Annotated in this window: 30 protein-coding genes and 2 tRNA genes; 12 read left to right on the top strand and 20 right to left on the bottom strand. The window is 59.8% G+C overall.

Annotation, left to right across the window (positions count from 1 at the left end; translation table 11 throughout):
* Positions 1-68: 68 nt before the first annotated feature.
* A complete protein-coding gene (locus ABI582_RS16270) occupies positions 69-974 on the bottom strand; it encodes a LysR substrate-binding domain-containing protein (RefSeq protein ID WP_442119702.1) in 906 nt (301 codons plus the stop codon).
* 98 nt (positions 975-1072) lie between these two features.
* On the opposite strand from ABI582_RS16270, the gene ABI582_RS16265 reads away from it, so the two are divergent.
* A complete protein-coding gene (locus tag ABI582_RS16265; protein WP_016498893.1) occupies positions 1073-1834 on the top strand; it encodes a sulfite exporter TauE/SafE family protein in 762 nt (253 codons plus the stop codon).
* Between the two features lies 1 nt (position 1835).
* Here the strand turns inward: ABI582_RS16265 and ABI582_RS16260 are convergent, their stop codons facing one another.
* The 4 genes from ABI582_RS16260 to ABI582_RS16245 all read right to left on the bottom strand — a co-directional run bounded on the left by ABI582_RS16260 (position 1836) and on the right by ABI582_RS16245 (position 6004).
* Complete coding sequence (locus ABI582_RS16260; RefSeq protein WP_442119701.1) at positions 1836-3260, bottom strand: diguanylate cyclase; 1425 nt, start codon at positions 3258-3260, stop codon at positions 1836-1838.
* A 137-nt stretch (positions 3261-3397) separates the two neighbouring features.
* Positions 3398-5227, bottom strand: a complete 1830-nt coding sequence (locus ABI582_RS16255) for an SLC13 family permease (protein ID WP_442119700.1) — start codon at positions 5225-5227, stop codon at positions 3398-3400.
* Between the two features lie 125 nt (positions 5228-5352).
* Positions 5353-5745 (bottom strand): glycine zipper domain-containing protein, encoded by a 393-nt coding sequence (locus ABI582_RS16250; protein WP_016498896.1) that lies wholly within the window; start codon positions 5743-5745, stop codon positions 5353-5355.
* Between the two features lie 73 nt (positions 5746-5818).
* Positions 5819-6004 (bottom strand): hypothetical protein, encoded by a 186-nt coding sequence (locus tag ABI582_RS16245; protein WP_016487966.1) that lies wholly within the window; start codon positions 6002-6004, stop codon positions 5819-5821.
* A 224-nt stretch (positions 6005-6228) separates the two neighbouring features.
* On the opposite strand from ABI582_RS16245, the gene ABI582_RS16240 reads away from it, so the two are divergent.
* Entirely contained in the window at positions 6229-7380 is a 1152-nt protein-coding gene (locus ABI582_RS16240; RefSeq protein ID WP_442119699.1) for a GGDEF domain-containing protein, read from the top strand.
* Positions 7381-7390: 10 nt separating this feature from the next.
* Here the strand turns inward: ABI582_RS16240 and ABI582_RS16235 are convergent, their stop codons facing one another.
* Positions 7391-7681 (bottom strand): RcnB family protein, encoded by a 291-nt coding sequence (locus ABI582_RS16235; protein WP_016498899.1) that lies wholly within the window; start codon positions 7679-7681, stop codon positions 7391-7393.
* A gap of 116 nt (positions 7682-7797) precedes the next feature.
* On the opposite strand from ABI582_RS16235, the gene ABI582_RS16230 reads away from it, so the two are divergent.
* Positions 7798-8148 (top strand): hypothetical protein, encoded by a 351-nt coding sequence (locus ABI582_RS16230; RefSeq protein WP_258908972.1) that lies wholly within the window; start codon positions 7798-7800, stop codon positions 8146-8148.
* Positions 8149-8408: 260 nt separating this feature from the next.
* Positions 8409-9230 carry a class I SAM-dependent methyltransferase gene (locus ABI582_RS16225; RefSeq protein WP_442119698.1) on the top strand — a complete coding sequence of 274 codons (822 nt, stop codon included), beginning with the start codon at positions 8409-8411 and terminating at the stop codon, positions 9228-9230.
* On the opposite strand, the gene ABI582_RS16220 is transcribed toward ABI582_RS16225, so the two are convergent.
* From ABI582_RS16220 to ABI582_RS16205, 4 genes are all read right to left on the bottom strand, one after another.
* Positions 9231-9998, bottom strand: a complete 768-nt coding sequence (locus ABI582_RS16220; RefSeq protein WP_338744533.1) for an SDR family oxidoreductase — start codon at positions 9996-9998, stop codon at positions 9231-9233.
* 36 nt (positions 9999-10034) lie between these two features.
* Positions 10035-11102, bottom strand: coding sequence for a phosphotransferase family protein (locus ABI582_RS16215; protein ID WP_442119697.1), 1068 nt, complete (start codon positions 11100-11102; stop codon positions 10035-10037).
* 185 nt (positions 11103-11287) lie between these two features.
* On the bottom strand, positions 11288-11605 hold the full coding sequence (locus ABI582_RS16210) for an SCP2 sterol-binding domain-containing protein (protein ID WP_016487959.1): 318 nt from the start codon (positions 11603-11605) through the stop codon (positions 11288-11290).
* A 56-nt stretch (positions 11606-11661) separates the two neighbouring features.
* Positions 11662-12372 carry a histidine phosphatase family protein gene (locus tag ABI582_RS16205; RefSeq protein WP_338744531.1) on the bottom strand — a complete coding sequence of 237 codons (711 nt, stop codon included), beginning with the start codon at positions 12370-12372 and terminating at the stop codon, positions 11662-11664.
* Between the two features lie 198 nt (positions 12373-12570).
* Here ABI582_RS16205 and sohB point away from each other — a divergent pair, with 198 nt between their 5' ends.
* The 3 genes from sohB (at position 12571) to ABI582_RS16190 (ending at position 14826) form a co-directional block, all read left to right on the top strand.
* Positions 12571-13590, top strand: coding sequence for a protease SohB (gene sohB / locus ABI582_RS16200; RefSeq protein ID WP_019470684.1), 1020 nt, complete (start codon positions 12571-12573; stop codon positions 13588-13590).
* A 154-nt stretch (positions 13591-13744) separates the two neighbouring features.
* Positions 13745-13818, top strand: a tRNA-Cys gene (locus tag ABI582_RS16195).
* A gap of 537 nt (positions 13819-14355) precedes the next feature.
* Positions 14356-14826, top strand: coding sequence for a hypothetical protein (locus ABI582_RS16190; RefSeq protein ID WP_442119696.1), 471 nt, complete (start codon positions 14356-14358; stop codon positions 14824-14826).
* 443 nt (positions 14827-15269) lie between these two features.
* Here ABI582_RS16190 and ABI582_RS16185 read toward each other — a convergent pair whose 3' ends face one another.
* From ABI582_RS16185 to ABI582_RS16170, 4 genes are all read right to left on the bottom strand, one after another.
* The gene (locus ABI582_RS16185; protein ID WP_442119695.1) at positions 15270-15887 is read right to left on the bottom strand and encodes a hypothetical protein; all 618 of its coding nucleotides are present in this window, start codon (positions 15885-15887) and stop codon (positions 15270-15272) included.
* Between the two features lie 814 nt (positions 15888-16701).
* A complete protein-coding gene (locus tag ABI582_RS16180; protein WP_442119694.1) occupies positions 16702-17013 on the bottom strand; it encodes a hypothetical protein in 312 nt (103 codons plus the stop codon).
* Between the two features lie 162 nt (positions 17014-17175).
* Positions 17176-17505 (bottom strand): hypothetical protein, encoded by a 330-nt coding sequence (locus ABI582_RS16175; RefSeq protein WP_338744527.1) that lies wholly within the window; start codon positions 17503-17505, stop codon positions 17176-17178.
* A 28-nt stretch (positions 17506-17533) separates the two neighbouring features.
* Positions 17534-18253 carry an SOS response-associated peptidase gene (locus ABI582_RS16170; RefSeq protein ID WP_338747516.1) on the bottom strand — a complete coding sequence of 240 codons (720 nt, stop codon included), beginning with the start codon at positions 18251-18253 and terminating at the stop codon, positions 17534-17536.
* Between the two features lie 102 nt (positions 18254-18355).
* Between ABI582_RS16170 and ABI582_RS16165 the strand changes: the two genes are divergently transcribed.
* Together ABI582_RS16165 and ABI582_RS16160 are read left to right on the top strand one after the other, a co-directional pair.
* Positions 18356-18784 carry a LexA family protein gene (locus ABI582_RS16165; protein ID WP_338744526.1) on the top strand — a complete coding sequence of 143 codons (429 nt, stop codon included), beginning with the start codon at positions 18356-18358 and terminating at the stop codon, positions 18782-18784.
* On the top strand, positions 18774-20048 hold the full coding sequence (locus ABI582_RS16160) for a Y-family DNA polymerase (protein ID WP_338744525.1): 1275 nt from the start codon (positions 18774-18776) through the stop codon (positions 20046-20048). The genes ABI582_RS16165 and ABI582_RS16160 overlap by 11 nt, the downstream gene beginning before the upstream one ends.
* Before the next feature lie 95 nt (positions 20049-20143).
* Here ABI582_RS16160 and ABI582_RS16155 read toward each other — a convergent pair whose 3' ends face one another.
* Complete coding sequence (locus tag ABI582_RS16155; protein ID WP_442119693.1) at positions 20144-20383, bottom strand: hypothetical protein; 240 nt, start codon at positions 20381-20383, stop codon at positions 20144-20146.
* Positions 20384-20998: 615 nt separating this feature from the next.
* Between ABI582_RS16155 and ABI582_RS16150 the strand changes: the two genes are divergently transcribed.
* On the top strand, positions 20999-21253 hold the full coding sequence (locus ABI582_RS16150) for a hypothetical protein (RefSeq protein WP_338744524.1): 255 nt from the start codon (positions 20999-21001) through the stop codon (positions 21251-21253).
* Between the two features lie 133 nt (positions 21254-21386).
* On the opposite strand, the gene ABI582_RS16145 is transcribed toward ABI582_RS16150, so the two are convergent.
* The 3 genes from ABI582_RS16145 to adhP all read right to left on the bottom strand — a co-directional run bounded on the left by ABI582_RS16145 (position 21387) and on the right by adhP (position 23550).
* Entirely contained in the window at positions 21387-21656 is a 270-nt protein-coding gene (locus tag ABI582_RS16145) for a YceK/YidQ family lipoprotein (RefSeq protein ID WP_338744523.1), read from the bottom strand.
* Positions 21657-22098: 442 nt separating this feature from the next.
* Entirely contained in the window at positions 22099-22305 is a 207-nt protein-coding gene (locus ABI582_RS16140) for a DUF6434 domain-containing protein (RefSeq protein WP_442119692.1), read from the bottom strand.
* A gap of 234 nt (positions 22306-22539) precedes the next feature.
* Positions 22540-23550 carry an alcohol dehydrogenase AdhP gene (gene adhP, locus ABI582_RS16135; RefSeq protein ID WP_442119691.1) on the bottom strand — a complete coding sequence of 337 codons (1011 nt, stop codon included), beginning with the start codon at positions 23548-23550 and terminating at the stop codon, positions 22540-22542.
* A gap of 381 nt (positions 23551-23931) precedes the next feature.
* Between adhP and ABI582_RS16130 the strand changes: the two genes are divergently transcribed.
* Positions 23932-24129 (top strand): hypothetical protein, encoded by a 198-nt coding sequence (locus tag ABI582_RS16130; protein ID WP_063425561.1) that lies wholly within the window; start codon positions 23932-23934, stop codon positions 24127-24129.
* A gap of 1 nt (position 24130) precedes the next feature.
* On the opposite strand, the gene ABI582_RS16125 is transcribed toward ABI582_RS16130, so the two are convergent.
* Together ABI582_RS16125 and ABI582_RS16120 are read right to left on the bottom strand one after the other, a co-directional pair.
* The gene (locus ABI582_RS16125) at positions 24131-24544 is read right to left on the bottom strand and encodes a DoxX family protein (protein ID WP_016498950.1); all 414 of its coding nucleotides are present in this window, start codon (positions 24542-24544) and stop codon (positions 24131-24133) included.
* Positions 24545-24648: 104 nt separating this feature from the next.
* Positions 24649-24733, bottom strand: a tRNA-Leu gene (locus ABI582_RS16120).
* 201 nt (positions 24734-24934) lie between these two features.
* On the opposite strand from ABI582_RS16120, the gene ABI582_RS16115 reads away from it, so the two are divergent.
* Positions 24935-25210 carry a hypothetical protein gene (locus ABI582_RS16115; RefSeq protein ID WP_338744520.1) on the top strand — a complete coding sequence of 92 codons (276 nt, stop codon included), beginning with the start codon at positions 24935-24937 and terminating at the stop codon, positions 25208-25210.
* Positions 25211-25255 lie beyond the last annotated feature (45 nt).

The following is a 25255-nucleotide window of genomic DNA, read 5'->3' as shown; positions in this document are numbered from 1 at the left end:
GTAAGCCAGGCCCGCGGCGGGCTCTGTTAAATTGAGCAGAAATTGAACAGTCATTTCGGGGGGCTGTTTCAGCAGGCGAGGCCGGCACGGCGCAATGCCGCTAGGAGGTCGCGTACCCGCGCTGGCAACTCACCGGCAGGGTACACGGCATGCATTTGCGGGTCTTGGCCGCTGCTGGAAGTCAGGCGGTAGTGCGGGCACACCCGGACCAGCCTCCCGGCCTTGACCTGCGCTTCGCCAACCCACGCAGCCAGGCGGGCGATGCCTGCCCCGGCCAGGGTGCTGTGGTACACGGCGTCACCTGAGTCCAGGCGCAGCCTGGGCCTGGGGCGCAGGCTGGTGATCTGGTCGTCGCGGCAAAAATGCCAGGCCTTGAGAATGCGCGGGGCGGTGTGCAGGATCAGGGCATGCCCTTCAAGGTCTTCAGGGTGCTGTGGCGTGCCGGCCATGGCCAGGTACGCCGGGCTGGCATACAGGTAGCGCTGGTAGGCCCACAGCGGGTATCCGATCAGCTCGCTCGATTGCGGAAAGGCCCCACGTACCACGAAATCGAACTTGCCTTGCAACGGGTCGAGGGTTTCGTCGCAGTACCTTACGTCCAGGGTGACTTTGGGGTGGCAGCGGGAGAACTCGGCGAGCACCTGTGGCAGCACATGCTCACCCAGCAGTTGCGGTACGGCAAAGCGTATCCAGCCCTCGGCGCTGCCACTAAGCGCGGCCAACTCGTCGGCCGCATCACGTTGCACATCCAGCAAGCGTTCGGCATGGGGCAGCAGGCGCTCACCGGCTTCGGTGAGGGTGACGGCGTTGGCGTTGCGGTTGAGCAGCTTGCTTCCGGCGTTGTCTTCAAGGGTTTGCACCGCACGGGTTACCGCGCTGGGTGAGCGCCCCAGCGCGCGGGCGGCGGCCACGAAGCTGCGCTTGTGCGCCACGCTGACGAACGCCTGGATTTCCCGCAACATGTCCAATGCCATTGCCTGCTCCTTGTTGCAGTTTTTGCAATATGGCATTTCAACACAAGCGCAGCTCTTTGATTAGCCTTGCAGGGGTCTTCTCTGCCTGGAACCGCGTCATGATGGATGTTGCTGTGCTTTCTGTGTTCGCCTTTGCCGCTGGGTTGATCGACGCCGCAGTGGGGGGCGGCGGGCTGATCCAGATCCCGGCCTTGTTCAACGTGCTGCCCACCGCGCAACCAGCGGCGTTGCTCGGCACCAACAAGCTGGCGTCTGTGTGTGGTACGGCCTTCGCGGCGCGCTCGTTCATTCGCAAGGTGACGCTGGACTGGGGGCTGATCGTGCCGGCGGCGCTCAGCGCCTTTGTCATGTCGTTCGCAGGCGCGGCCACGGTATCGCTGGTGCCGCCCAGTGTGATGCGCCCGGCAGTGCTGGTGATGATCGTGCTGATGGCCATCTACACCTTCTGCAAGAAAGACTTTGGCACGCTGCACAAACCCGCGAAAATCGGCCGCAAGGAGCAGTGCCTGGCGGTGCTGATCGGTGGTGCGATCGGTTTTTACGATGGCCTGTTCGGCCCGGGCACCGGCAGTTTCCTGATCTTCCTGTTCATCCGCTTCTTCGCCCTGGACTTCCTGCACGCCTCGGCCTCGGCCAAGGTGGTGAACATTGCCACCAACCTGGCGGCGCTGGTGTTCTTCGTGCCCTCGGGCAACGTGCTGTATGCCATCGCGCTGCCCATGGCCGCGTGCAATGTGCTCGGGGCACTTACCGGCACCTGGCTGGCGGTACGCAAGGGTGCAGGCTTTGTGCGCGGGCTGTTCCTGATACTGCTTTGCGTGCTGATCGCCAAGCTGTCGTGGGACTTGCTGGCCGGTTGAGTCAGATCACCTGGCGCTGCGCTTCGGCCTGCTCCACACGGTTGCGGCCATGGGCCTTGGCCCGGTACAGCGCCTGATCGGCGCTTGCCAGCAACGCGTCCAGGCTGGGGGCCGGGATATTCGCGTCGCAGCCGGCCAGGCCGATACTCACGGTAATCTGCAGGCGCTGATCGGCCTGCACCACGTGCAGGTCCTGTACCTCGCGGCGCAGGCGTTCGGCGGTGAACTTGGCACGTTCTGGGGCAAGGCCCGGGAGGATGACGACGAACTCCTCGCCGCCCAGGCGCGCGAGCAGTTCATCGTTGTGCAACTGGTCTTGCAGGGTGCTGGCGAACTGGCGCAGCACCTGGTCACCAACCCCGTGGCCGTGGGCATCGTTGATCGACTTGAAGTGGTCGATGTCCAGCATCATCAAGGTCAGTGGCAGCGCCTGGGCATGCTGCTGGCGGCTGTCCAGCAGCGCGTTGGCGCGGCGGGTGAAGGCACTGCGGGTGAGCACGCCGGTAAGGTGGTCGATGGTGGCCTGATGCGCCAGGCGAGCCATCAGGCTGCGGTTGGCCTGGCTGACACAGGCCACCACCAGCGGGCCGAGCACCAGCATGGCAATGCCCAGGCGCGCCGACATCAGCGTGGTCACCCCAGGCTCGCTTTGCGGCACGCTGAAGTGCATGAGGTTTTGCGCCACCGCCACAATCAAGGTGCTGCCGGCGGTGAGTGTCAGCAGCGAAACCATGAACGGCGAGTAGGTCCAGGCGCACCACAGCAAGGCGGCAATCGGGAAGGCAATGGCGCCAGGGCCGCCAAAGGCAATGCTCACTGCCAGCGAGACCAGCAGCACCAGCAGTGGCGCCAGGCGGATGGCCTGCGCGCCACCACGCACCAGGGCCCGTACCGAGGGCGCGGTGAGCAGCACCGGCAGCACCAGCACGCTGGTCGAGAACTGTTCGCTGAACCAGGCCAGCCAGGTGGCGCGCAAGGATTGCTCGAACCAGGGTGCAGCCATGACCGCTGCCATGCTGGCCGCCACCATGGCGGCTGCGGCACAGGCGGCGAACACGCTGAGAACGCCGTGCGGCGTGCGCATGCGCCGGTGCAGGCGGGGCAAGCGCGACAGCAGCTGCCAGAGGGTGACTACTACACCAAGATTGCACAAGTTGAACCACAGGGCCGGTACCCAGGCACTGCCACACAACAGGTCGGCGCCGACCATGGCCAGCCACACCAGGCTGAAGCCGGTCAGGGTGGCCTGGCGGGGGTAGCGCAACAGTACGCCGGCCAACACAGCGTTCACTGGCCAGAACAGCGACAGCGATTCGATCGGGCGTGCCAGGATGCCGCCCAGGGTGAGGGCAAAGGTCACGCAAAGCAGAACGACATAAGGCAACAAGCGCGATTGGGCTGGAAAAACCATGAACTCGACCGGCAAGCGGAAACGAAATCCAGGACAACGCCTTGAAGCACCTGGGGCAATAACCCGCAGTGTGTTTCGTCAGGCCACTTGATGTCAATCTGCCGCGATCGGTCGAGATAATGTCAAATTGCCTCTACTCTATGCTACTTTCCTCATAGCCCGAAGAACCACGGCACCATCACCACGGTGACCAACATCACCAACACGGTGAACGGCACGCCAATTTTGACGAAATCAGCGAAGCGGTATTGCCCCGGGCCCAGCACCAGTGTGTTGACCGGTGATGACACCGGGGTCATGAACGCCGCCGACGCGGCCAGCGCCACGGTCATGGCAAACGGGTAGGGCGACATGCCCAGTTGCGCTGCAGTGCTGACAGCCACCGGTGCCATCAATACCGCAGTGGCCGTGTTGGAAATGAACAGGCCAATCACCGCCGTGACGGCGAACAGGCAGGCGAGAATGACACTGGGGCCGGCCCCACCCAGCACGCTGACCAACCCGCCCACCGCCAGCTCGATACCACCGGTTTTTTGCAGTGCCTGGGCGAATGGCAGCATGCCGACGATCAGCACCAGGCTTTGCCAATGAATGGCCCGATAGGCGCTGTTCATGTCGATGCAGCGGCCGGCGCCCATCAGCAGGCAACCGATCAAGGCCGCGATGACATTGGGCACGGCACCGCTCACCATCAGCCCGACCATTACCGCCAGGCTAAACAATGCCTGTGGTGCGCGGGTGCGGGCTGGCGCGACCTGGTCGACCTCGGCGGGCAGGCTCAGTACAAGAAAGTCCTTGGGCTGGCCTTGCAACTGGCGCACGGCCTTCCAGGGGCCGACCACCAGCAAGGTATCGCCAAGGCGCAGTTTTTCTTCCACCAGTTGCTCTTCGATAGCGGCCTGTTCGCGGCGCAGGCCGACCACGTTGAGACCGAAGCGGGTGCGGAAGGCCAGTTCGAGAATGCTCTTGCCGATCAACTGCGAGCCCGGCGGCAGCGAAACCTCGGCCATGCCCAGCTCCTGAGACTGATCGATGAAATAAGCCGCCTTGAAGTGCAGTGGCTCCAGTTGCATGGTCTGGCACAGGCTGCGCAGGTCGTCGCGGTTGGCGAACAGGTCAAGCAGCAGCACGTCGCCCTCATGCAGCACGGTGTTGGAGTCGGCGGAGATCACCCGTGTGGTGAACTTGTGCTGGCGCTCGATACCGATCACGTTGGCGCCGTGCCGGGTGCGCAACTCCAGCTCGCCGAGGGTATGGCCGATAAGCGGTGAATCAGGGCGTATGCGCAGGCGCCGTTCACGGCCGTTGAGCTTGTAGTCCAGCACCAGGTCCAGCAGTGTGCGGCGAGTTTCCACGCGGCCGTCCTTGCGCACTTCGCCGTTCAGCCAGTGGCGGGTCAGCAGCATGTAGCCGATGCCCAGCACCAGCACCACCAGGCCGAACGGGGTAAAGCTGAAGAAGCTGAAGCCCGCTTCGCCATTGCGCACCAGCTCGCTGTGCACCACCACGTTGGGCGGTGTGGCCACCAGGCTTAGCATGCCGCTGATCAGCCCGGCAAACGCCAGTGGCATCATCAGGCGGCTGGGCGACAGCTGCAGGCGCGCGGCAATGCTCAGCACCACCGGGATGAAAATGGCCACCACACCGGTGGAACTCATCATCGACCCCAGCCCGGCCACGGCCACCATCAGCAGCACCAGCAGGCGTGTTTCGCTATTGCCGGCCCGCTCGCTCATCCATTCGCCAATACGGTAGGCAATACCGGTGCGCACCAGGCCTTCGCCGATCACGAACAGGGCGGCGATCAGTACCACGTTGGGGTCGCTGAAGCCGGCCAGGGCCTGCTCCACGGTAAGGATGCCGAGTAGCGGCAGGGCCAGAATCACCATCAGCGCGACCACGTCCATGCGTGGGCGATTGATGATGAACAAGACGACGACGATGGCCAGCAGGCCGAGGACCCAGAGCAGATCTTGGTTCATGGGGAGGGGGTGTTCCTTCACACGGGGCACGATAGACAGTAGCAGCCAGTGTGCCAGCTTGTGATGAAGGGGGTGTTGATGTGCTGCAACAAAAAGGGCCGCATGGCGGCCCTTGAGTCAGCTAGTCAGTGACGGTGACGGCGGTGCTTCTTGCTGCCGCGGTTGTCGTCACCCAGGTGGTTGCCGAGGGCACCGCCAGCGGCGCCGCCCAGGCCAGCACCGACGGTGGAGCCGGTCTTGCCGCCCACCGCGCCGCCCAGCAGCGAGCCGCCAGCCGAGCCCAGGCCACCGCCGATGGCGGCTTCGGTACGGTTGCCCTTGCGCGCACCTACCGCACTGCCGGCTGCGCCGCCGACGCCGGCACCGATGGCCGCGCCGGTCTTGCCGCCGAGTTGTTGACCGACAACGTTACCCAGCACACCACCCAGGCCACCGCCAATGGCGGCAGTACCGTCACCGGCGAAAGCACCCTGGCACAGCAGCAGGCCGAGGGCAAGGGAAGGCAGAGTCAGACGCATGATACGAACCTCAAAGGAATCATCAGGTTAAAGTGCCGCGCAGCGGGCGGCAGGTCAGGGGTGCAAAGACGCTTCAGCGGTAGTCGCGGTCACCGCGGTACTGACGATTGTCATCGTCATCGCGGTCATGCCGATGGTGGTGGCGGTGGCCACGGTCGCGGTCGCGCCAGCCATCGTCATCGTCATGGTAGCGGTGGCTGTGGCAGCCTGCGGTCAGCAGGACGGCAGCAATCAGCGAAAGGCTTGCAAGGCGGGTCATCACGATATAGGTCCTTGATCCGCAATGGTTTACGGGACACTTCCTGAGACTGGGAATGATCCATTTGGTTTCCCGGGCGGGCAAAAAATTGTCGCGTCGGTGATAAGTGGCGAGCTTGAGGGCTGCTGTTCTGTCCCATTCGGTCATGGTCGAGTGCGCAATGTCCCCCTAGACTGTGAGGTAAGCCGCAGCCAAGACGGCAATCTGCCACTCGGTGAATCACGATGATCGCCCACACTCCCACGTTGTTCGCCGCCGTTGCCTTGGTTGCAACCATTCTGGCCTTCTGCCTGTTGCTGGTCGGGCGCAGCAATCGCCGTGACAACCTGCTGCTCACGGGTTGCGGGCTGCTGGTGCATGCCCTGGCTTATGTCTGCTACACCGTCTATGCCCAGGCCCCGCTGTGGGTCAGCTACGGCCTGGGCAACAGCTTGCTGTCGCTGGCCTTGGCGTTGTACACCGCCAGCCTGTTCCGGGTGCGTGAGCAGGTGGTGCCCTGGCGTGTCATTTTCGTCATCCCCGCCTGCATGCTGGTGGGGCTGATGCTGCTGCTCGATACGCTGGAGCCGCGCATGCTGCTGGCGACGCTGGTATTGATGCTGCAGTGCTCGCTGATCCTTTACTGGGCGTGGCGCCATGCCGAGCGGCCGGGCAGGGCCCACCTGCTGCTGCAGATCGGTGCGTTGATCAGCCTGGTCGGCCTGGGCATGCGTGTGGTCGCAGTGGCCACTGGCACGGCGGTGGAAATGCGTTACGACACCAGCAACCTCAAGCAGAGCATATCCGTGGCAATCGGCACGGCCACGGTAATGATGTATTCGATCGGGCTGGTGCTGATGGCCAAGGAGCGCAGCGAGTCCCGTTTGCAGCACCTGGCCCTGCACGATGTGCTGACCGGCACATTCAATCGCAGGGCGATACTGGAACGGTTTGCCGTGGAGCTGGACCATGCTCGCCAGCAACAGGCAAGCCTGGCCGTGGCAATGATCGACATCGACCATTTCAAGCGCATCAACGACCTGTATGGGCACCTGGCCGGCGACGAGGTGCTGTGCCATTGCGTGCGCCAGTTGCAGCAGCGGCTGCGCCAGGGTGACAGCCTGGGCCGTTATGGTGGTGAGGAATTCTTGCTTTTGCTGCCGGGCACTGACCGCAGCGGGGCGATGGCTGCGCTGCAAGGACTGCGCGAGGCCATTGCGCGCAGCCCGGCGCGCTTTGCCGGTGACCAGATCGAACTGCGCTTCAGCGTCGGCTTGTGGTGTGGTGTGCCGGGCCCCAAAGACAGCACCGCCAACCTGCTGGCCCAGGCCGATGCGGCGCTGTACCAGGCCAAGGCCGCCGGGCGCAACACGGTGCACATGGCGGCAGTGGTGTAGACGGGTGGATTCAGGACGCCGGCTGAATCGCCAGCACTACCCCGTTGGTGATCTGCACCAGCACGTAGTGGTCACCCATGCGTACCCAATGGCTTTCCTTCTCCGGTGCTGGCAAGCCTTTGGCTTTCCAGTCCTTGATGGCCTCCTCGTCACGTTTGTACTGGTCCGGGGCCTTGTCGCCCACTTCAAGCGTGCGATTGTGGGTTTCCGGGGCGGTGATGCTTTCTTCGCTGGAAGGCGCGGCGCTGACGGCCAGGGGCAGGCAGGGCAGGGCGGCGAGTAGCAGATAGTGAAGCTTCATGTGGTGCTCCTTATGGCGGCATACCTTATCTGCGACAGCGGCATGCGCGTGACAATTCACTCGGGATGCCCGCGAGTGCTAGAGTCGCTTCTTTTTCGATACCCTAAGGATGGAACATGCGTGCGATTCTGCCGATGGCCGCGGCGCTGATACTGGTCGGTTGTGCTTCTGCGACCATGGAGACGGCCCGCGGCGGCAAGCCGACTGCGCAGCTCGATTCGCACAAGGCGCCGCAGCTGGTGGCGCAGTGCATTCAGTTCAGCTGGCAGGAAGAGAAGGTGTTCGGCGACGATGCCAGTGGTTACCTGGAACCCCGTAAGCAGGGCGGGTTTACCGTGTATACCCGTGAGGCCGAGGCATTTGTGGATGTTTACCCCCAGGCGGGCGGGGCGCGGGTCGACTACTACGCGCAGAAGAATGACGGCGTGGCGCTGCAGCGCCGGGCAGCGGCGGCGACCTGCCTGTAAGGGCTGGAGCCTGTACCGGCTTCATCGCCGGCCTGTAGGAGCGGCCTTGCGTCGCGATAGGGCTGCGAAGCGGCCCCAGGGTTTCAGCGCAAATGCACATATTGCTGGGGCTGCTTCGCAGCCCTATCGCGACGCAAGGCCGCTCCTACAAGGGCCAGTGCAGTCGAGTTGTTTGCTCTTTACAATTTTTAGCAAGGCAGTGGTGTCGTAGATGGTCAGGCGGCGGCTAGCATGAGCCGTCACCATTCAAGGAAGACACCATGGACCGCTCACTGCAACTCAACCGCACCAGTTGGGACGAACGCGCCCCGCTGCACGCTGCCTCGAAGGAGTACGAAGTCGAGATTCTGGTCCAGCGCTCCGGGCACCTGTCCGAAACCGTGCGCTTCGACCTGCCTTTGCTCGGCCATATCAATGGGCTGAAGACCGTCCACCTGCAGTGCCACATTGGCACCGACACCCTTTCGCTGGCGCGCCTTGGCGCCAAGGTTAGCGGCCTGGACTATTCCGCGGCTTCGCTGGCCGAAGCGCGGGCACTGGCCGAGCGCTGCGCGGTGCCCATCGACTATGTAGAGTCCGACGTCTATGCCGCCGACAAGGTGCTGCCGGCAGGCACGTTCGACCTCGTCTACACAGGTATCGGCGCGCTCTGCTGGTTGCCCCGCATCGAGCCCTGGGCACGCACGGTCGCGGCGCTGCTGAAACCGGGCGGGCGGTTGTTCCTGCGTGATGGGCACCCGATGCTGATGGCCGTGAATGAAGACCACCAGGACCGCCTGCAACTCGAATACCCGTATTTCGAGCACGAAGCGCCCACGGTGTGGCATAACGACCAGACCTACGTCGAGACTGAACAGCGCCTTGCCCACACCGAAACCCACGAATGGAACCACGGCCTGGGTGAAGTGGTTACTGCCCTGCTGGCGCATGGGTTGCAACTGACGGTGCTGGTCGAGCACCAGAGCATCCCTTGGGAGGCCCTACCGGGACAGATGGTCAAGGGCAGCGATGGTGAGTATCGCTTGCGTGAGCAGCCTGCACGCCTGCCCCTGAGCTACACCTTGGTGGCAATCAAAGCCTGATCAGGACAGGAAGCCGCCGTCGACGTTGAGTGCCGTGCCGGTGGTGTAGCTGGAGGCATCGCTGGCCAGGTACAACACCGCGCCGGCCATTTCCTTGGGGTCGGCCACGCGTTTGAGCGGGATCTGCTGCAGGGCGGCATTCAGGATGGCATCGTTTTTCACCAGTGCAGAGGCAAACTTGGTGTCGGTCAGGCCCGGCAGCAGGGCGTTGCAGCGAATGCCGAACTGGGCGCACTCCTTGGCGAAGACCTTGGTCATGTTGATGACTGCCGCCTTGGTCACTGAATAGATACCCTGGAAGTGGCCGGGGGACACGCCGTTGATGGATGCCACGTTGATGATGCTGCCGCCGCCATGCTCGCGCATCAGCTTGCCGGCTTCTACCGACATGAAGAAGTAACCGCGGATATTCACGTCCACGGTCTTCTGGAAAGCATTCAGGTCGGTGTCCAGCACGTTGCAGAACTGCGGGTTGGTGGCGGCGTTGTTGACCAGGATGTCCAGGCGCCCGAACTGTTCGCGGATGCCGGCAAACACCTGCTGGATCTGTTCCATCTCACCGATGTGGCAGGCCACCGCCGTCGCCTTGCCACCGGCCGCGATGATTGCCTCCGCCACCTGTTGGCAACCGTCGAGCTTGCGGCTGGAAACGATCACATGGGCCCCTTGCTGGGCCAGCAGGTGGGCGATGGCTTCGCCGATGCCGCGGCTGGCGCCGGAAACAAAGGCAATCTTGCCGTCGAGGTCGAACAGGTGGGTCTTGGACATGCTGTTTTCCTTGTTATCCGTCGTCGTGGGCGTTGTTCAGAGGCTGGACTTGGCTATGACCTGCAAACTCATCTGCTCCAGCAAGCGGTTCATGTGGATGAACTGGGCGAAACGCTTGTCCTGGGTCTGGCCGTGGAAGTAGCGGTAGTAGATTTGCTGGACGATGCCGGCCAGGCGGAACAGGCCATAACAATAGTAGTAATCGAAGTTGTCCAGCGGGATGCCCGCGCGCTCGGCGTAGTAATCCACGAACTGGCGGCGGGTGAGCATGCCCGGCGCGTTGCTCGGCTGGCGGCGCATCATCTGCACCGGCGCCGGGTCGTCGGCCTCGATCCAGTAGGCCAGGCTGTTGCCCAGGTCCATCAGCGGGTCGCCCAGGGTGGCCATTTCCCAGTCCAGCACACCGATGATGCGCATGGGGTTGTCGGCGTCGAGGATCACGTTGTCGAAGCGGTAATCGTTGTGCACGATGGCGGGTTTCGGATGGTCGGCGGGCATTTTATCGTGCAGCCAGGCGGTCACCTTTTCCCAGTGCGGGGCATCCGGGGTCAGGGCTTTTTCGTAGCGGCTGGTCCAGCCCTCGATCTGGCGCTGCACATAGCCTTCCGGCTTGCCCAGGTCGGCCAGGCCACAGGCGTTGTAGTCCACCTGGTGCAACTCGACCAGGCGGTCGATAAAGCTTTTGCACAGGGCCTCGGTGCGGCGGGCGTCCAGGTTCAGCTCGGCGGGGATGTCCGAGCGCAGGATGATGCCCTTGACCCGTTCCATGACGTAGAACTCGCCGCCGATCAGGCTGCTGTCGGTGCAGTGCACATACGCTTTGGGGCAGAAGGGGAAGCCGCTGTTAAGCTGATTGAGGATGCGGAACTCGCGGCCCATGTCGTGGGCCGACTTGGCCTTTTGCCCGAAGGGCGGGCGGCGCAGCACAAAGTCCCGGCCCGGGTAGCTGACCAGGTAGGTGAGGTTGGAGGCCCCCCCGGGAAACTGGCTTATGCTCGGCAGGCCGTCCAGGCCGGGGATGTTGGCCTTGAGGAAAGGGTCGATGACGGCCGCGTCGAGTTCTTCGCCGGGGCGTACCTGGGTGGACTGGTCGGTGAGCGTCATGCGTTTTCCTTATTCTCGATCGCAAGGACTATTGGCTAATCTAATGGCCTGCTGGCGTTGGAACAAGCGTGCCAGGTGCCATATAGGCGAGGGTGTTGCAGGTGGATCACTGCACCGAATGCAGGGCAAAAAAAAACCGAAGCCGGCAAGGCTTCGGTTTTTCGATCACCCGGTGTACCCAGCCCTCAGGACGGGAACAGCTCGCTGAGCTTCATCGACAGCATCATGTCGCCTTCAACGCGCAGCTTGCCGCCCATGAAGGCCTGCATGCCGTCGGTTTCGCCACTGACGATGCCCTTCAGGGTTTCGCTGTCCATCACCAGAGTGCAATTGGCGTCCGGATTTTCGCCTTCCTGCAGGTCGCAGGTGCCGTCTTTGACGATCAGCGCGTATTGCTTGCCTTCGTCGGTGATGTTGAAGCCGAACACCAGGTCCAGGCCGGCGGCAGCGGATGGGTTGAACTTCTCTTGCATCTTTTTGACGGCATCAGCTACGGAGGTCATGGCGCATTCCTTATAGAGTTATTTACACGTCCCCGCAGGGACACAACAAACCGGGCTCATCGATAGGTGACAAGCTCCGGTACCCTCAACAACTGCACATGGGCCTGGCTGTTGAAGGAGGCCAGTGCCACGTCGCGGCCGCGAAACTTCAGCTGGCTGAGCGACGTGTTGATGATCTGCCAGTTCAGCGCGAACGCCTGGCTGGGGGTAATACGGGTAACCAGGTGGAGCAGGGCGGCGATGGTGCCGCCCGAGGTGAAGATGGCGACATTGTCGCCGCTGCCAGCGGCATCCAGCACGCGCTGCAGGCCAGCTTGTACACGGCGGGTGAACGCCTGCCAGCTTTCCAGGCCATCGTCGGCATGTTCGCCCGCGTGCCAGCGCTGCACCATCAAGGCGAACAGGCGCTGGAACTCGCTGCGGTGCTGCGCAGCATTGCGCAGGATGTGCAGGGCATCGGGTTCTTCTGGCAGCAGCCCGGGCAAAAGGGCGCGGATGACGCCATCGGCATCGAACTCATTGAACGCGGCGTCGGTCTCAACAGCCGGCACCGGGCAGCCGCTGGCATGCAAGGCCTCCAGGGCCAGGCGTGCGGTATCCTGCTGGCGACGCAGGTCGCCTGCCACGCAGCGGTCCAGCCGAATACCCAGTTGGGCCAGATGCTCGCCCAGGGCCTGGCTCTGGCGCACGCCCACGGGCGAGAGGACGTCGTAGTCATCGGCACCGAAGGAGGCTTGGCCATGTCGGATCAGGTAGAGGTTGCCCACGAAAGGTTCCGGCCTGTTTGGAGGTTGCTGCGAGGTTAGGATGCAGCACACGGGCTGTCAACGAAAAAACATACAAGCGTTTGAAAAGGTTGTTTGAAAGGTGTTGCCAGCGTTTACACCGGCTGGCAGCGCCTCAGGTGCAGCGGTATGCTTGCAACAGCTACGCGCCGCTTTGGCGCAGGTATTTAAGGAGTCAACGTGGAGTTTCTTGCCGAGTACGCAAGCTTTCTCGCCAAAACCGCCACCCTGGTCATCGCCATCCTCGTGGTGTTGTCGGCCATCGCCGGGTTGCGCAGCAAAGGGCGGCGCAAACCGGGTGGGCAGCTGCAGGTCACCCGCCTGAACGAATTCTACAAGGACCTCCGCGAGCGCCTGGAGTCCGGCCTGCTCGACAAGGCCCAGCTCAAGGCCTTGCGCAAGCAGCAAGCCAAGGCGGAAAAACAGCAAAAGAAAGGCAAGGCCGAGGAAAAGGGCCGGGTTTTCGTGCTGGACTTCGATGGCGACATCAAAGCCTCTGCCACCGAAAGCCTGCGCAACGAGATTACCGCGCTGCTGACCCTCGCCACCGCGCGTGACGAAGTGGTGCTGCGCCTCGAAAGCGGTGGTGGCCTGGTGCACAGCTACGGCCTGGCGGCGTCGCAACTGGCGCGCATTCGTCAGGCGGGCATCCCGCTGACCGTGTGCATCGACAAGGTGGCCGCCAGCGGCGGATACATGATGGCCTGCATCGGCGAGAAAATCGTCAGTGCGCCGTTTGCCGTAGTGGGTTCGATCGGGGTGGTGGCGCAGTTGCCTAACGTCAACCGCCTGCTGAAAAAGCACGATATCGACTTTGAAGTGCTGACTGCTGGCGAATACAAGCGCACCCTGACCGTGTTTGGCGAGAACACCGACAAAGGCCGGGAGAAGTTCCAGGAAGACCTGGACATCACCCATCAGCTGTTCAAGGACTTTGTCGCCCGCTACCGCCCGCAGCTGCACATCGACGAAGTGGCCACTGGCGAAGTCTGGCTCGGCGTAGCCGCACTCAACCGCCAGCTGGTGGACGAACTGCAGACCAGCGACGAGTACCTCAGCGCACGCGCGCGCAACGCCAACCTGTTCCACCTGCACTATGCCGAACGCAAGAGCCTGCAGGAGCGAATCGGCATGGCAGCCAGCGGCACGGTGGAGAACACCGTGGTGGGCTTGTGGAGTAAACTCGGCCGCCTGCGCTAACACCTTGAACCCGTTGAAATTTTTTTTCGTTCAGGGGGTTGCAAGGTTAAAAGAATGAAGACATAATGGCGCCCATCGAAACGCAGCAAACTTTGAAAAAGGTTCAGCGTTTCAAGGAGATAGCAAAGCGCAAGCAGCTAGATCCGACCTTTGAGGCCGAGTAGCAAAGTGGTTATGCTCCGGATTGCAAATCCGTCTACGCCGGTTCGATTCCGACCTCGGCCTCCACCATTCGAAAGCCCCGCAGATTAACGTCTGCGGGGTTTTTATTTGCGCCCAGGAAAACCCGGTCGTTTCCGCATCCCGAGGCATCGTTCCGCATCAGCGAATTATTTGGCAGAAGAAACCACTTCGCCGATCCGCCAGTACGCCCGCTTCGTTATCCCCTCCTTGGAATGTTCGAGCAGCCTGCTCGCGTGACTGATGTCCTCGACTTCCGGCGCCGGCTCGCATACCGCTGCTATCGCCTGAGGCCACACAGCCACTCGCGCCGCCACGGTGCTCACGAGATGGCGATGTGCGCGCACCGACCGAGAGAAGTGGGTCCAGCTCTGAAGTGTGCCGAGGCTGCCTGCCTATAAGCAAACGAGGATGAGTGATGAGGGCGCTTCAGCAAGGGTGGTCCGAAATTGACCTCCCGTTGGTGCGCGTATCAAACATGAAGTGACGCCGCGTCAGCGAGATGTCAAAATGCCATGCTTTGCCAATATCCAATGAGACAGGCAAGCCATTCTGGTTGATTCACCTTGAGACAAGGTTAAGTAGATGTTTAAGATTTTCGGGTATGACAAGTCGTTGGTAATAGGCGTCAAGCAGACTGGCCTTGATGCGCTGTCAATCATGGTGGCCGCAGCCATTGGCGCTCTGCTGGCGTGGGTTACGTATGGCAGGGAAGTGTGGCTGGCGTTCGTAGCTTACACTATCGCCATTGTAGTTATGGTAATGGGGTTGTGGGTGTCAAAAAAACGTGGAAATGGCAAGACCTCTTACATGATTAATCTCCTGGTCGTGTCTCTGCTTTGCATAATGGCAACTGATAATCTCACACATTGCCTAGCTAAGGCTCTGACATACTTATACACCGGGCAAGATGTTCCCGCTTTTGTAACGGATAAATCCAGTGGTGGGGAGTTATGGTCGGACATTGTGTGGACTATCGTGCCGCTCGTCTGCGTAACTCTTGCGAACCGTTGGATGAATGCGCATCAGACTCGCGGGTCTGTGGGTGTAGCCTAATCGCGCTATTCTGCGTCGATCTCCTACTACAGATCATGCTCTATCAGTTGGGCGTAGCGGCCGGCACATCTCTGTGCAGCCGTTCACGCCCAGGCCGTGGGGGTGTACCGCCCAGGTCGAACCATTGCCCGAGATCTTGCTGACGTACGGCCTATTGGGAAGGGGCTAGGCTGGCGAGAAAATGCTAGTGAAGCGAATCGGGGTTTGGTTTCGGCAGAACGCCGGAGGACGGTTGTTTCGGTTGTCTAAAACCGCTGGAAAGCTTCTCGGTTTTGCTGGCGTAAGTCGCCGAAACTGGCCAAACCATACTAGACAGGCTCCGTTCACATGCCGCTACATGAGCGGCCTGAGGTCGGTTACTTCCGCTACTGCTGCAGTACTGGGGGTTGGGTGCGCAAGCCGGCCCAGTTCATCTAGTCGATCAAGCCACGATCGTCTTTAGCTCATCCATGACTGCCTGGTAGCCGATGCTTGTAAGGGTTTGGATCCAAGGAATTTACTTGTTTGTCTGTCGAGTTTTTCATCCGCCCCTCTTTGCCCAGTAGCTGATCAATTTTTTCCTTGAGCTTTCTGTTTTCATCAAGTGCAGATTGGTAGATCTTTCGGCTTTCCACGAGATCTCGTTCGAGGTCAGATGCTCGCTGTTCTATTTCGCGGACTAAATTGGTTTTTGATCTAATTGAACGCTGCGAGCACTCTTCGCTTCTATTCAGCTCCTCGATTATTTGCCTTTGCTCTTGGATCACCCGATGCGCTTCCGCGACCTCTTCCGAAGGAGGTTTTGGTTTTGGCGGCCTCTTGTAAATTCCGTAACTTTCTCTTTTCCTTAGATTCGCATGCGCGCCTCCGCCGAGGTGATATATTCTACTCTCCATAAGCGCTTTCAACTGAGTGGGCGTAAATTCCACCAAGATTTTAGGTTTAATCTTGCCCTCGAGCAAAACCTCAGCAATAGCTGTATACTTGACGTTGTGTAAAAAAAATAAGCTTTTAGGGAGCGCCAATCCATTAGCGAATTCTTTTCGCAAAGTCCTGCTCAGGGTTTTTCCCTTACGTGCCATTTTTGTACCCTCCGGCGTGAAGTCGAAGGATATCAAATGGATGCCACTTTGCCATTACTCTCCATCTAGAGACTCACGATGCGCTGCTTGGAGGCTTCCAAAATCTGGGTTCATGGGGCTTCAAGAAGCGCTGCGGCTTCCGCACTGAACAGGCGGAACTGGAACTGGCGAGCTTTGGTGAGCAGCTTAGCGTCGCCATTGGAGATCAACTTCCGAGCAGCTTTGTCTCCTGCTTCGCTGAAGCCTCAGCATCTCCCAGCTCATCCGCGAAGAAGCCGCGCTCTATCTCCTTGTTATGGCGAACCGCCAATCACGGATTGATCTCTGATAAAGCCCACTCCATAGTCATCAGCGACGCCATGGCGCTGTCCGACCTGCTCAGCCGGTGTGTCCCAACGCATCGAGAGCTGGCGCAAGCTTATGATCCGTCCAGGATAGCGGGGACCAGTGTGCAACGCAGTAGATTATCTCCACATACCGCTATAAAAAGATTGTTGAGCCAGACGCTTCTATTCAGGTTTCATATCCCGTTGTCAGCTTCGGGGATGACGGCGAAATTCTTATAATTTACGATAACGGTCGTGATTTCCACAGACAGATCCGCATCTCCAAGGTCGATGAGCATGAGCTCATCTCTGGAAAAAGCACGCCTTCTGTCAAAGTCGTCAGCGATCCAGCAAATTCCTAAAAAATATCAGTGAATGTATCCGTGCTGGTAATGGGCTGGCCCAACTCACGAAGCCCTGGATGCTGGTCTCCAGGGCGTTTAGCTAGCTGGCCCCATGAGTGGCAAGATAACGTTGTCCATAAGCCATCACCGTCTTTCGCGAATGGAATCAACCAGCTTGTTGAGAATGCCTTCCTGGTACTGGCGGTTGTAACAGCCAGGTTGATTTGGCGGGGTGTCATCGCACGCGATTTCATGTGGGCGGGTAGAGCTCTCATAAGCGCTACTGGAGTAGTGGGAGCAGCCGGTAAGCAAGCAGGTCACCATCCCAAACGCAAAAAATCCCTTTTTCATTGCCAATCTCATGCATGGGTACATGCAGATTGGACGTTCCATCAACATAAAAGACACATCGTTGCCTGCCGAGCGCGGGCTTCTCTTCCCCAGCAGAGAACTCATGTCCACACCATGCGGCACCCGCAAAACAACCCCGGCAATATCGACTTCAACCCTCGTAAAGTTTGCCAGGGCCAGCTTTACTGGGCTGCTTACCCGTTTAGTGGCCGAGGCACGCGGTAAGGCGCTTCCACCGCTCGGGTAGACTCGCCGGCAGACTACCTTCTACCCTTCAGAGAGCTTGTATTGAATGGTGTAGGACGCATCGGTTCTTGGTTCTATCATGATAGGTATGCCGAAGAGCTTCCCTCGACAATCACTGACACTGCAGCGATACACCGCCCCCTGTCGCAGCTGGGCCCACAAGCCTTCATCATGTATTGCGATACGCAACACACGATTGTTCGGATCATCTCTGACCTGAGCAGTGTGGTGGTCCAGGTCGCACCCGAAATCAGCACTGGTAAGCTCTGGATCGTAGCCGATCAGCACGCCGTGCCTTTTCAGATCGTCCCTGATACGCTCAATCACGTCGTCTGCTTCTTGTTTTAGCATGATCGTTGCCTCGCGGTGCTTCAACTCATCAAAACTCTAGCTGACCCTGATGATTTTCGCTGTCTATCGCCGCAATCAATGATTCACCCTCGGTCCTTGCATTACCCACCGCCTTGCCGACTGGATACCAACGAAAATCCTCAGCCGGCCTGCAGCCCCCGTCAACAATCGCTGCCGCGCGCGCTGGAGATGTTGCCGGGTCCAGCCATTCCTTGGCCGTCTCCGGTGTCAGCACCAGAGGCTTCCTGTCGTGTATGTCGACCAGCCCCTGATCCGCAGCTGCGGTGATGATTACAAACCCATCGCGCTCATCTGGCTCTATGCTCTGGTGTACCTCTGCAAGCGCAGCAAAGTAGAGCGGCCCTCCATCAGCGCTTGTGATGTAGTACGGCTGCTTGCGCTTCGGATCCACCGGGTCGGGTATCCACTCGAACCATCCGTTCGCCGGTGCCAGGGCTCTACCATCTGGCCACAGGCCTTTGAAGAATTTCCCCGTTACCACCGTTTCGGCCCGAGCATTAATCGGGTCCGGCCTCTTTCCCTTCGCCCAAAAAGGCGACCATCCCCACCTGACCCGATCCACACTGAGCGAGCCGTCTAGCTGGCGTATGATCTCGACGCGGGTCGACGGCGCCACGTTGTAGCGCCTGATTGACTCGTGGTCGTAGCCATTGATGACCACCAGGTCCAACGATAACTGGCGCAGATAGTGATCCATTGACTCGTAGATCGAGTACCGTCCGCACATATCCCACCTCTCGCCTGTCAGAAATTTCACCGCCCAGGATTGACCGGACACCCGATGCCAGATTTACTGTATATGCATACAGTTTGCATTGGACCTTCCATCATGACCATCACATTCCTGGGTACGCCAACCGGTGGTACCGAACCGTTACCGCTCTATTCGTTTCACGTTCCGGCTGGCTTCCCATCGCCTGCAGCGGACCATCTGGAAGGCCATATTTCCCTTGATGAACTGTTCGACCTCCGTGCGCCCCATGTGTATCTGGTGAAAGTTGAGGGCGACAGCATGCAAGGCGCAGGGATTTACTCGGGCGATATCGTCATCGTAGACCGCGGGCGCGAGGCCGAGCACGGCGATGTGGTCATTGCTGCCGTCAACAGCGAGCCGGTTTGCAAGCGTCTGCACCGTCGCGACGGTGTGGTGATACTGAAATCGGAGAATACGGCCTACCCACCGCGGTACATCATGGAGGGCGATGAACTCGTCATCTGGGGTGTCGTGCGTTACAGCGTTCGCGACCATGCGCAGTGACCAGGTATTTGCGCTGATCGATTGCAACTCGTTTTACGCGAGTTGCGAGCGCGTTTTCCGGCCAGACCTGACCAAGACCCCGATCATCGTACTGAGCAACAACGATGGCTGCGTGATTGCCAGGTCATACGACGCCAAGCCTTACGTGAAGATGGGCGAGCCATACTTCCAGGCGAAGGACAAGCTGCGACAGCACGGCATCATGGCCTTCAGCAGTAATTACGCGCTGTATGGCGACATGAGCGAGCGTGTCATGACGTTGATCGAGTCGATGGTGCCCGCGACAGAGGTTTACAGCATCGACGAATGCTTCGCTGACCTCTCCGGCATTCGGGAGAACCTGACGCAGTTCGGGCGAAAGCTGCGATCCAGGATCTTCCAGTGCACCGGTATTCCCGTGGGTGTCGGCATCGCCGGTACGAAGACCCTGGCCAAGCTGGCCAATCACACGGCCAAGCGCCTGCAAGCCCAGACTGGCGGTGTGGTCGACATTACCGATCCATTCAAGCGTGATTGGGTGCTGCGCAACACCGATGTGAAAGAGGTATGGGGGGTTGGCCGGCGGATGACCGCGCACCTTGAGGCGATGGGCATTTACACGGCGATGGATCTAGCCAAGGCCGATGCTTGGACCCTGCGGCAGAAATTCAGTGTGCTGGTGGAGAAGACGGCTCGGGAACTGGCTGGCACGCCGTGCCTTGAGCTCGATGAGGCCGAACCGCCGAAGCAGGAAATCTGCTGCAGCCGGATGTTCGGCAAACGTGTGACCGAGTTGGCGCCGCTCAAGCAGGCCGTGGCCACCTATGTGGGACGCGCGGCGGAAAAGCTTCGTGCCCAGGGATCGGTTTGCAAGCGCATGCGCGTCAGCATCCGTACCGGCATGTTCAACCCAGACGAGGCGCACCACGCCCAAGGCGCATTGGTAGAACTGCCATACCCAACCTGCGACACGCTGTTGCTGACCAGGCTGGCTACCGACGCGGTTGGCCGGATCTTCAGGCCAGGGTTTCGGTACAGCAAGGCAGAGGTGCTGTTGATGGACCTGCGGCAACCAGGCGAATTTTCAGAAGATTTGTTCGCGCTCAAGCAGTCGGTGGGATGTGACCGACTGATGCAGGTGATGGATGACATTAACCAGCGCTGGGGGAGAGGGACAATGCGGGCCGCCAGCGTGCCGGCGACACCGGACTGGGGTATGAGGAGGGAGATGATGAGCCAATCCTATACGACGCGGATTGATCAGCTGTGGACGGTCAAATGTTGAGCGTGCCATCGGCGTGGTTCGCCGAGTGCAAGAAGAGCGTTGAGCTTAGTGGGGCCGGCGGAGGATCTATCCCAGACCGCCGGCCATGAAGGTCTTTACTCTACGGTGCAGATCCAGCGGTGGTTGTACCTGTAAGGCGCTCTGGTAAATGCAACGTCTGATACCAGGGTCATGCCGTGCTTCTGTAGCGCCTCGGTCAGTTGAGCGAGTGTCTCTGCTTGGATAGTCATTGCTGTCACCTCGTCAGATTTACTGCGTTCATAATTCTTGACTGAACAGGCAACTACCAAATTCATTTTTTTCGAGGCTTTACGCACAGCTTGTAATTTTGTCATGCGCAAGCACTATCACGTTCAGTCTGTGGGCTCGGAACAGCCTCACGACCGAGCCGATGAATAGCGGTGATATGCTTTTGCGCTTACCAGACAGGGAGAGTGGTAATGCGGTTGCGGGGAAAGCACAGAGCATTCCAGCGGTGGTTCACCACGAAGCGCAGGCGCTGGGCTGGGGTAGCGCTGATTATTCTTGCCCTGATAGGGATGGTTCTGAACCCGGGAGCCAGGTGGCCTTGGGTGCTTGCCACGGGTGTTCTGTGGCTTATCGCTGCTTGGCTGCCTAAAAAGCATTGAATGCCTCCCTTGGCAGTGGCGCAAATGCGATGAACTTCCGAGAGCGGTGATCGCTCTGAGAGTGGCGTACTGCGTCAGACGCGTGGCGCACCTATCCCAACGCTTACCTGCGGAATAACTGACATGTTTTCGGAAGACTTTTACGGCGCGTTTCTGGTAGCCGAGGCTGTGCTGGCATTCACCATACTGGCTGTCGCCTTCCACTGGAACCGAAGCGCATAACGCCTCAGAAATGACTTCATGCGTGCCCTTTTTTCGATAGTGGCATTTTGATTTCAAATCGTGTTTCATCCGCACTGGCTTTCTATGGAGGGAACCGGAGTGCTGACCGTTGGCGTGGTTGAGAGGATGAACTTGGATCGCATTGCGATCTGGGTAGAAGGGCAGGGCGGCTACACAATCATCAAACTGGAGTCGCCTGCGCGGATTGAAAGGGGTGATGTCCTGTGCTGGCAGGATCGTTATTCGACGGGCTCATGCATCTACTGGAACGCGACCAAGGGCTGGGATTCGGTGGTGAGCGTACAGAATCACAACGTACCGGTTGACTGCCTTGGTCAGCAGCTTGTGGCTTGAACCCGTGCGAACTCAGATTTTGCTAGGCCGCTGTTGAACCGGGGAGGTCAGGTGGTTAAACACAACGTCCCTAGGGTGTGGGCGGTAGCTGCGCCCTGCGCCTGACGACTCCAGCGCCAAGGTCTGATGGCTGCTAAAGATCCGGCTCAGCCCGTGCCTGAGGCATCTGCGGGCTGAAGCTTGGTATGACCATGTTTCCGTGCTTGTATTGCTGATAACTGGTGTACGGCAGCACAACGGTATCAGCAATGCCAGACGCAGCCATGTCTACCAGGACTTGATAGGGGTCTGGATGTACTCCCGTGCGTTCCGGTGCAGTCAGGTTGCAGAACTGGTAGGCAACACCGCTATACATCCGCGGGATCTCCGGGCAGTAGGAATTCCATTGCGCCAGGTCGTCCATAGCCTTTGGTTCATTCGACACAGTGCGCATTGTCCCGCACCCACTCAGCGCGACTACGAGCGCCATTCCAATCCATAGTTTCACAAGGGCGGCCCCTACCTGTAATGGAAGAATCGTAATGCTTCAGCCTGTCTTTGCTGGCGTCAGGAAACTCGCCTGTGCTTCATGCGCCCGCTTTCGTCCACCTACGCATACACGGCATTTTGAACACTCAACTTGAACCTCGACCGCGAGGAGCCGGTCATTGGGAAGGGGGCGGGTGATTTCGTCCTCGCTCCCCATCAAAGTATTGAAACGTTCCCAAGCTATGGTTGAACTAAAGCCAAATCCAACATTGACGGAGTCAGGAAATGGATTATTCCAGCATGGTGGAATCATTGGACAAGATGCTGAAAGACGCGGCCACCGCACAACCTTGCTTGCAGGCCTCAGGCGCCGGCTGTCATCGATTGATTCGCTGCCATTCGTCCGCGACTTCGCCCATCGTTGAGGGTGCGCCGCTTTTGATCCAGGCCATAAAGGCGCGATCGAACCTGAATGCCTCCCCACATTCACTGAGCAGAAACTGACGAACCTTCTGCGTATTGCGGTAGTGCTTGTCCAGCGCAGTGGTGCGGGTAATCGGCCCGGCGTGCCAATCGAAGCTCATGGTCTGTCCCTTGACTATCGAGAGACCGCCAAGCCCGAAGATGATCATCTACGGGCTTGGCGGTCGAGCGAAATGATCTGCCCTAGGCTTTGTACGAAAAGTGCCTGCGCGACGATCATACTGCGTTGAAAATGGGCTGGGAATGCTCATTTGCAACTAGCAACCTCCGCTTACTCGCCTGTTTTCGCCTTGCCTGATCGCCGCTCGGCGACTTTTCGTACAAGCCTAAGGCTGTCAACCTTCGAACTGGATAACCATACGGCCCTTGATCTTGCCCTCCAGCATCTCATCAAAGATCTGGTTGATATCCTCGATTGGCCGCAGGGTCACCTTGGGCACTACTTTTCCTTCAGCCGCAAACTGGAAGGCTTCCTGCAGGTCCTGGCGTGTGCCTACCAGTGAGCCCACCACTTCGATCCCGTCCAGCACCAGGCGGGGAATGTTCAGGTCCATGGACTCCGACGGAAGCCCGACGGCAACCAGCCGCCCGCCAGCGCGCAGGGCGTCGACGGCCGAGTTGAACGCGCCTTTGGCGACGGCAGTCACCACGGCGGCGTGGGCGCCACCGGTCTTGGCCTGGATAACCTTCGCAGCGTCTTCGTTGAGCGGGTTGACCACCAAGTCTGCGCCCATTTCGCTGGCGAAGCGCAGTTGCTGCTCATTGACGTCGATGGCAATCACTTTGGCGTTGAAGACGTTCTTGGCATATTGCAGGGCCAGGTTGCCCAGCCCGCCGAGGCCGTAGATGGCAATCCATTGGCCTGGGCGGATGTTGGAGATTTTCACCGCCTTGTAGGTCGTGACGCCGGCGCAGGTGATGCTGCTGGCCGCAGCGGAATCGAGGCCGTCGGGTACTTTGACCGAGTAGTCGGCCTTGACGATGCAGGCTTCGGCCATGCCGCCGTCCACGGTGTACCCGGAGTTCTTCACTTCGCGGCACAGGGTTTCGTTACCGCTGTTGCAGTATTCGCAGTGCCCGCAACCCTGGTAAAACCAGGCAACACTGGCACGGTCGCCCGGCTTGAGCGAGGTAACGCCCGGCCCGACTTCCTGAACCACGCCGATGCCTTCGTGGCCCAGCACGACGCCGGTCTTGTCACCGAAATCGCCATTTTTCACGTGCAGGTCGGTGTGGCATACACCGCAGCATTGCATCTTCAGCAGCGCTTCGCCGTGTTCGAGGGGGCGCAGGGTTTTTTCTACTACGTCCACGCGACGGCCTAGTGCAACAACAGCAGCTTTCATAAGAGCCTCCGTGTCTATCCGAGTGAGCTTGGGTTATCGCTGGGTTAGCATAGCCCTTGCCGGGTCGGGCAAAACTGCTACAGGTCATGCTTCAAGAACACGTCGCAAAAAGAAAAGCCCGCGGCAATGATGCGGCGGGCTGCAAGAACGTACGGAGCGGGGCCAGTGTGCCAATCCGGTTGTCAGTATTTCGTGAAGCTCAGGTCATGAGGCTGTCATGCTCCCACAGCCATAAAAAAGCCCGCCATGAAAGGCGGGCAAAAGACGTTTGAAGGGAGAGCCTACAGGCTGCACCCGGCCGGTTAACCCAGGATTAAGCGAACGCATTGACCTAAGAACCTGTTCAGCCTATACAGGCCTGCCATCACGCCAGGAGCCAGCATGCACGACGAAGACGACCTGCACGAACCCGAGCACGATCACCTGCTTGACCATGAGTTTCTCTACGACGACATGGAGCCTGAGGCGGATGCCCAAGGCGCCGAGGATGAAGTGGAAGAAGACGAGGAAACGCTGGATGACCTCGATGACGAGGAGCGTGATCACCCAGCCTGGTTCGATGACTGCGAAGACGACTGACTCAGCGCCCGTCCACCGAGAAACGCCCTGGGCCGCTCACGGCCAGCAACAGCAGGCCGCCCATGATGCTCATGTTTTTCAGAAACTGGGTCATGTTGGCGCTGCGTTCAGGGTCGACCATGTTCCAGAACGGGTGGCCCAGCAGCGCCGTGCCCAGCACGAACAGCGCGAACAGAAACGCCAGCGGACGGGTGTAGAAGCCCAGGATCAGCAGGATGGCGACGACAAACTCCATGATTACGGCAATTGCAGCCGCCAGCATGGGGGCAGGCGCGCCCAACGACGTCATGTAGCCAACCGTGCCATCAAAGCCGGTGAGCTTGGCCCAGCCAGACAAGACGAACAGGATCATCAGCAGTACGCGGGCGATCAGGATAATGATGTCGCGTTGGCCATCGAACAGGGAGTAGCGCATGGTGGCGTTCCAGTGGACGGGGACAAGTTCCACTTTAGCAGCTGCGCAAGACATTGCTGGCAGGCAGCAAAAAGGCGCCGCAAGGGCGCCTTTTCAACGAAGTTTGGTGCGAGTGGCGGGACTCGAACCCGCAAGGCTCACGCCGACAGATTTTAAGTCTGCTGTGTATACCAATTCCACCACACTCGCACGCTTGAAAGGGCCGCAACGACCAGCTCGCTTCTAAGCAGAAGGGCTTTGCAATCAAGCGCGCTTTATAACCCATTGTTATAGTAGAGTCAACTGCAGCACCTATGATCAACAGAATGAAGGGTCGAACTACTGGGTAATTGACACCTTGCTGTCATTACGCCACTGTTGCCCCTTTATTGGATCCAAGAGTATGCGGCGATGGCTCAGTCCGACGCTAGCGAGCGTGTCGTGCGCCCACGGCTGTTCTGGCGGCTGTTGTTTGCGCTGGTGATCGTGTTGGGGGCTTTTCTTTACCTCAGCCTGATCAGCCTGGGTGGCTACCTCTTGATGCTCGGTTTCGATGCCGAGCACCCACAGCCGCAGCGGTGGATGGCTCTGGCTGGCGGCGGGGGGATCCTGCTGGTTGGCCTGTGGCTGCTCAAAGTTGCCATGCCACGCCGTATCAGCCCTGCGCTGGTCGAGCCTGAACGCTGACCATTGCTAGCCACAGGGGGCCGTTGGCGGTTACCCTCGGCTAAG

This window comes from Pseudomonas sp. SAS7 (assembly GCF_052112345.1).
GTDB classification, from domain to species: Bacteria; Pseudomonadota; Gammaproteobacteria; order Pseudomonadales; family Pseudomonadaceae; genus Aquipseudomonas; species Aquipseudomonas putida_Q.
Note: the sequence above shows the minus strand (reverse complement) of the source record. Positions and strands in the feature narration are given on the sequence as shown.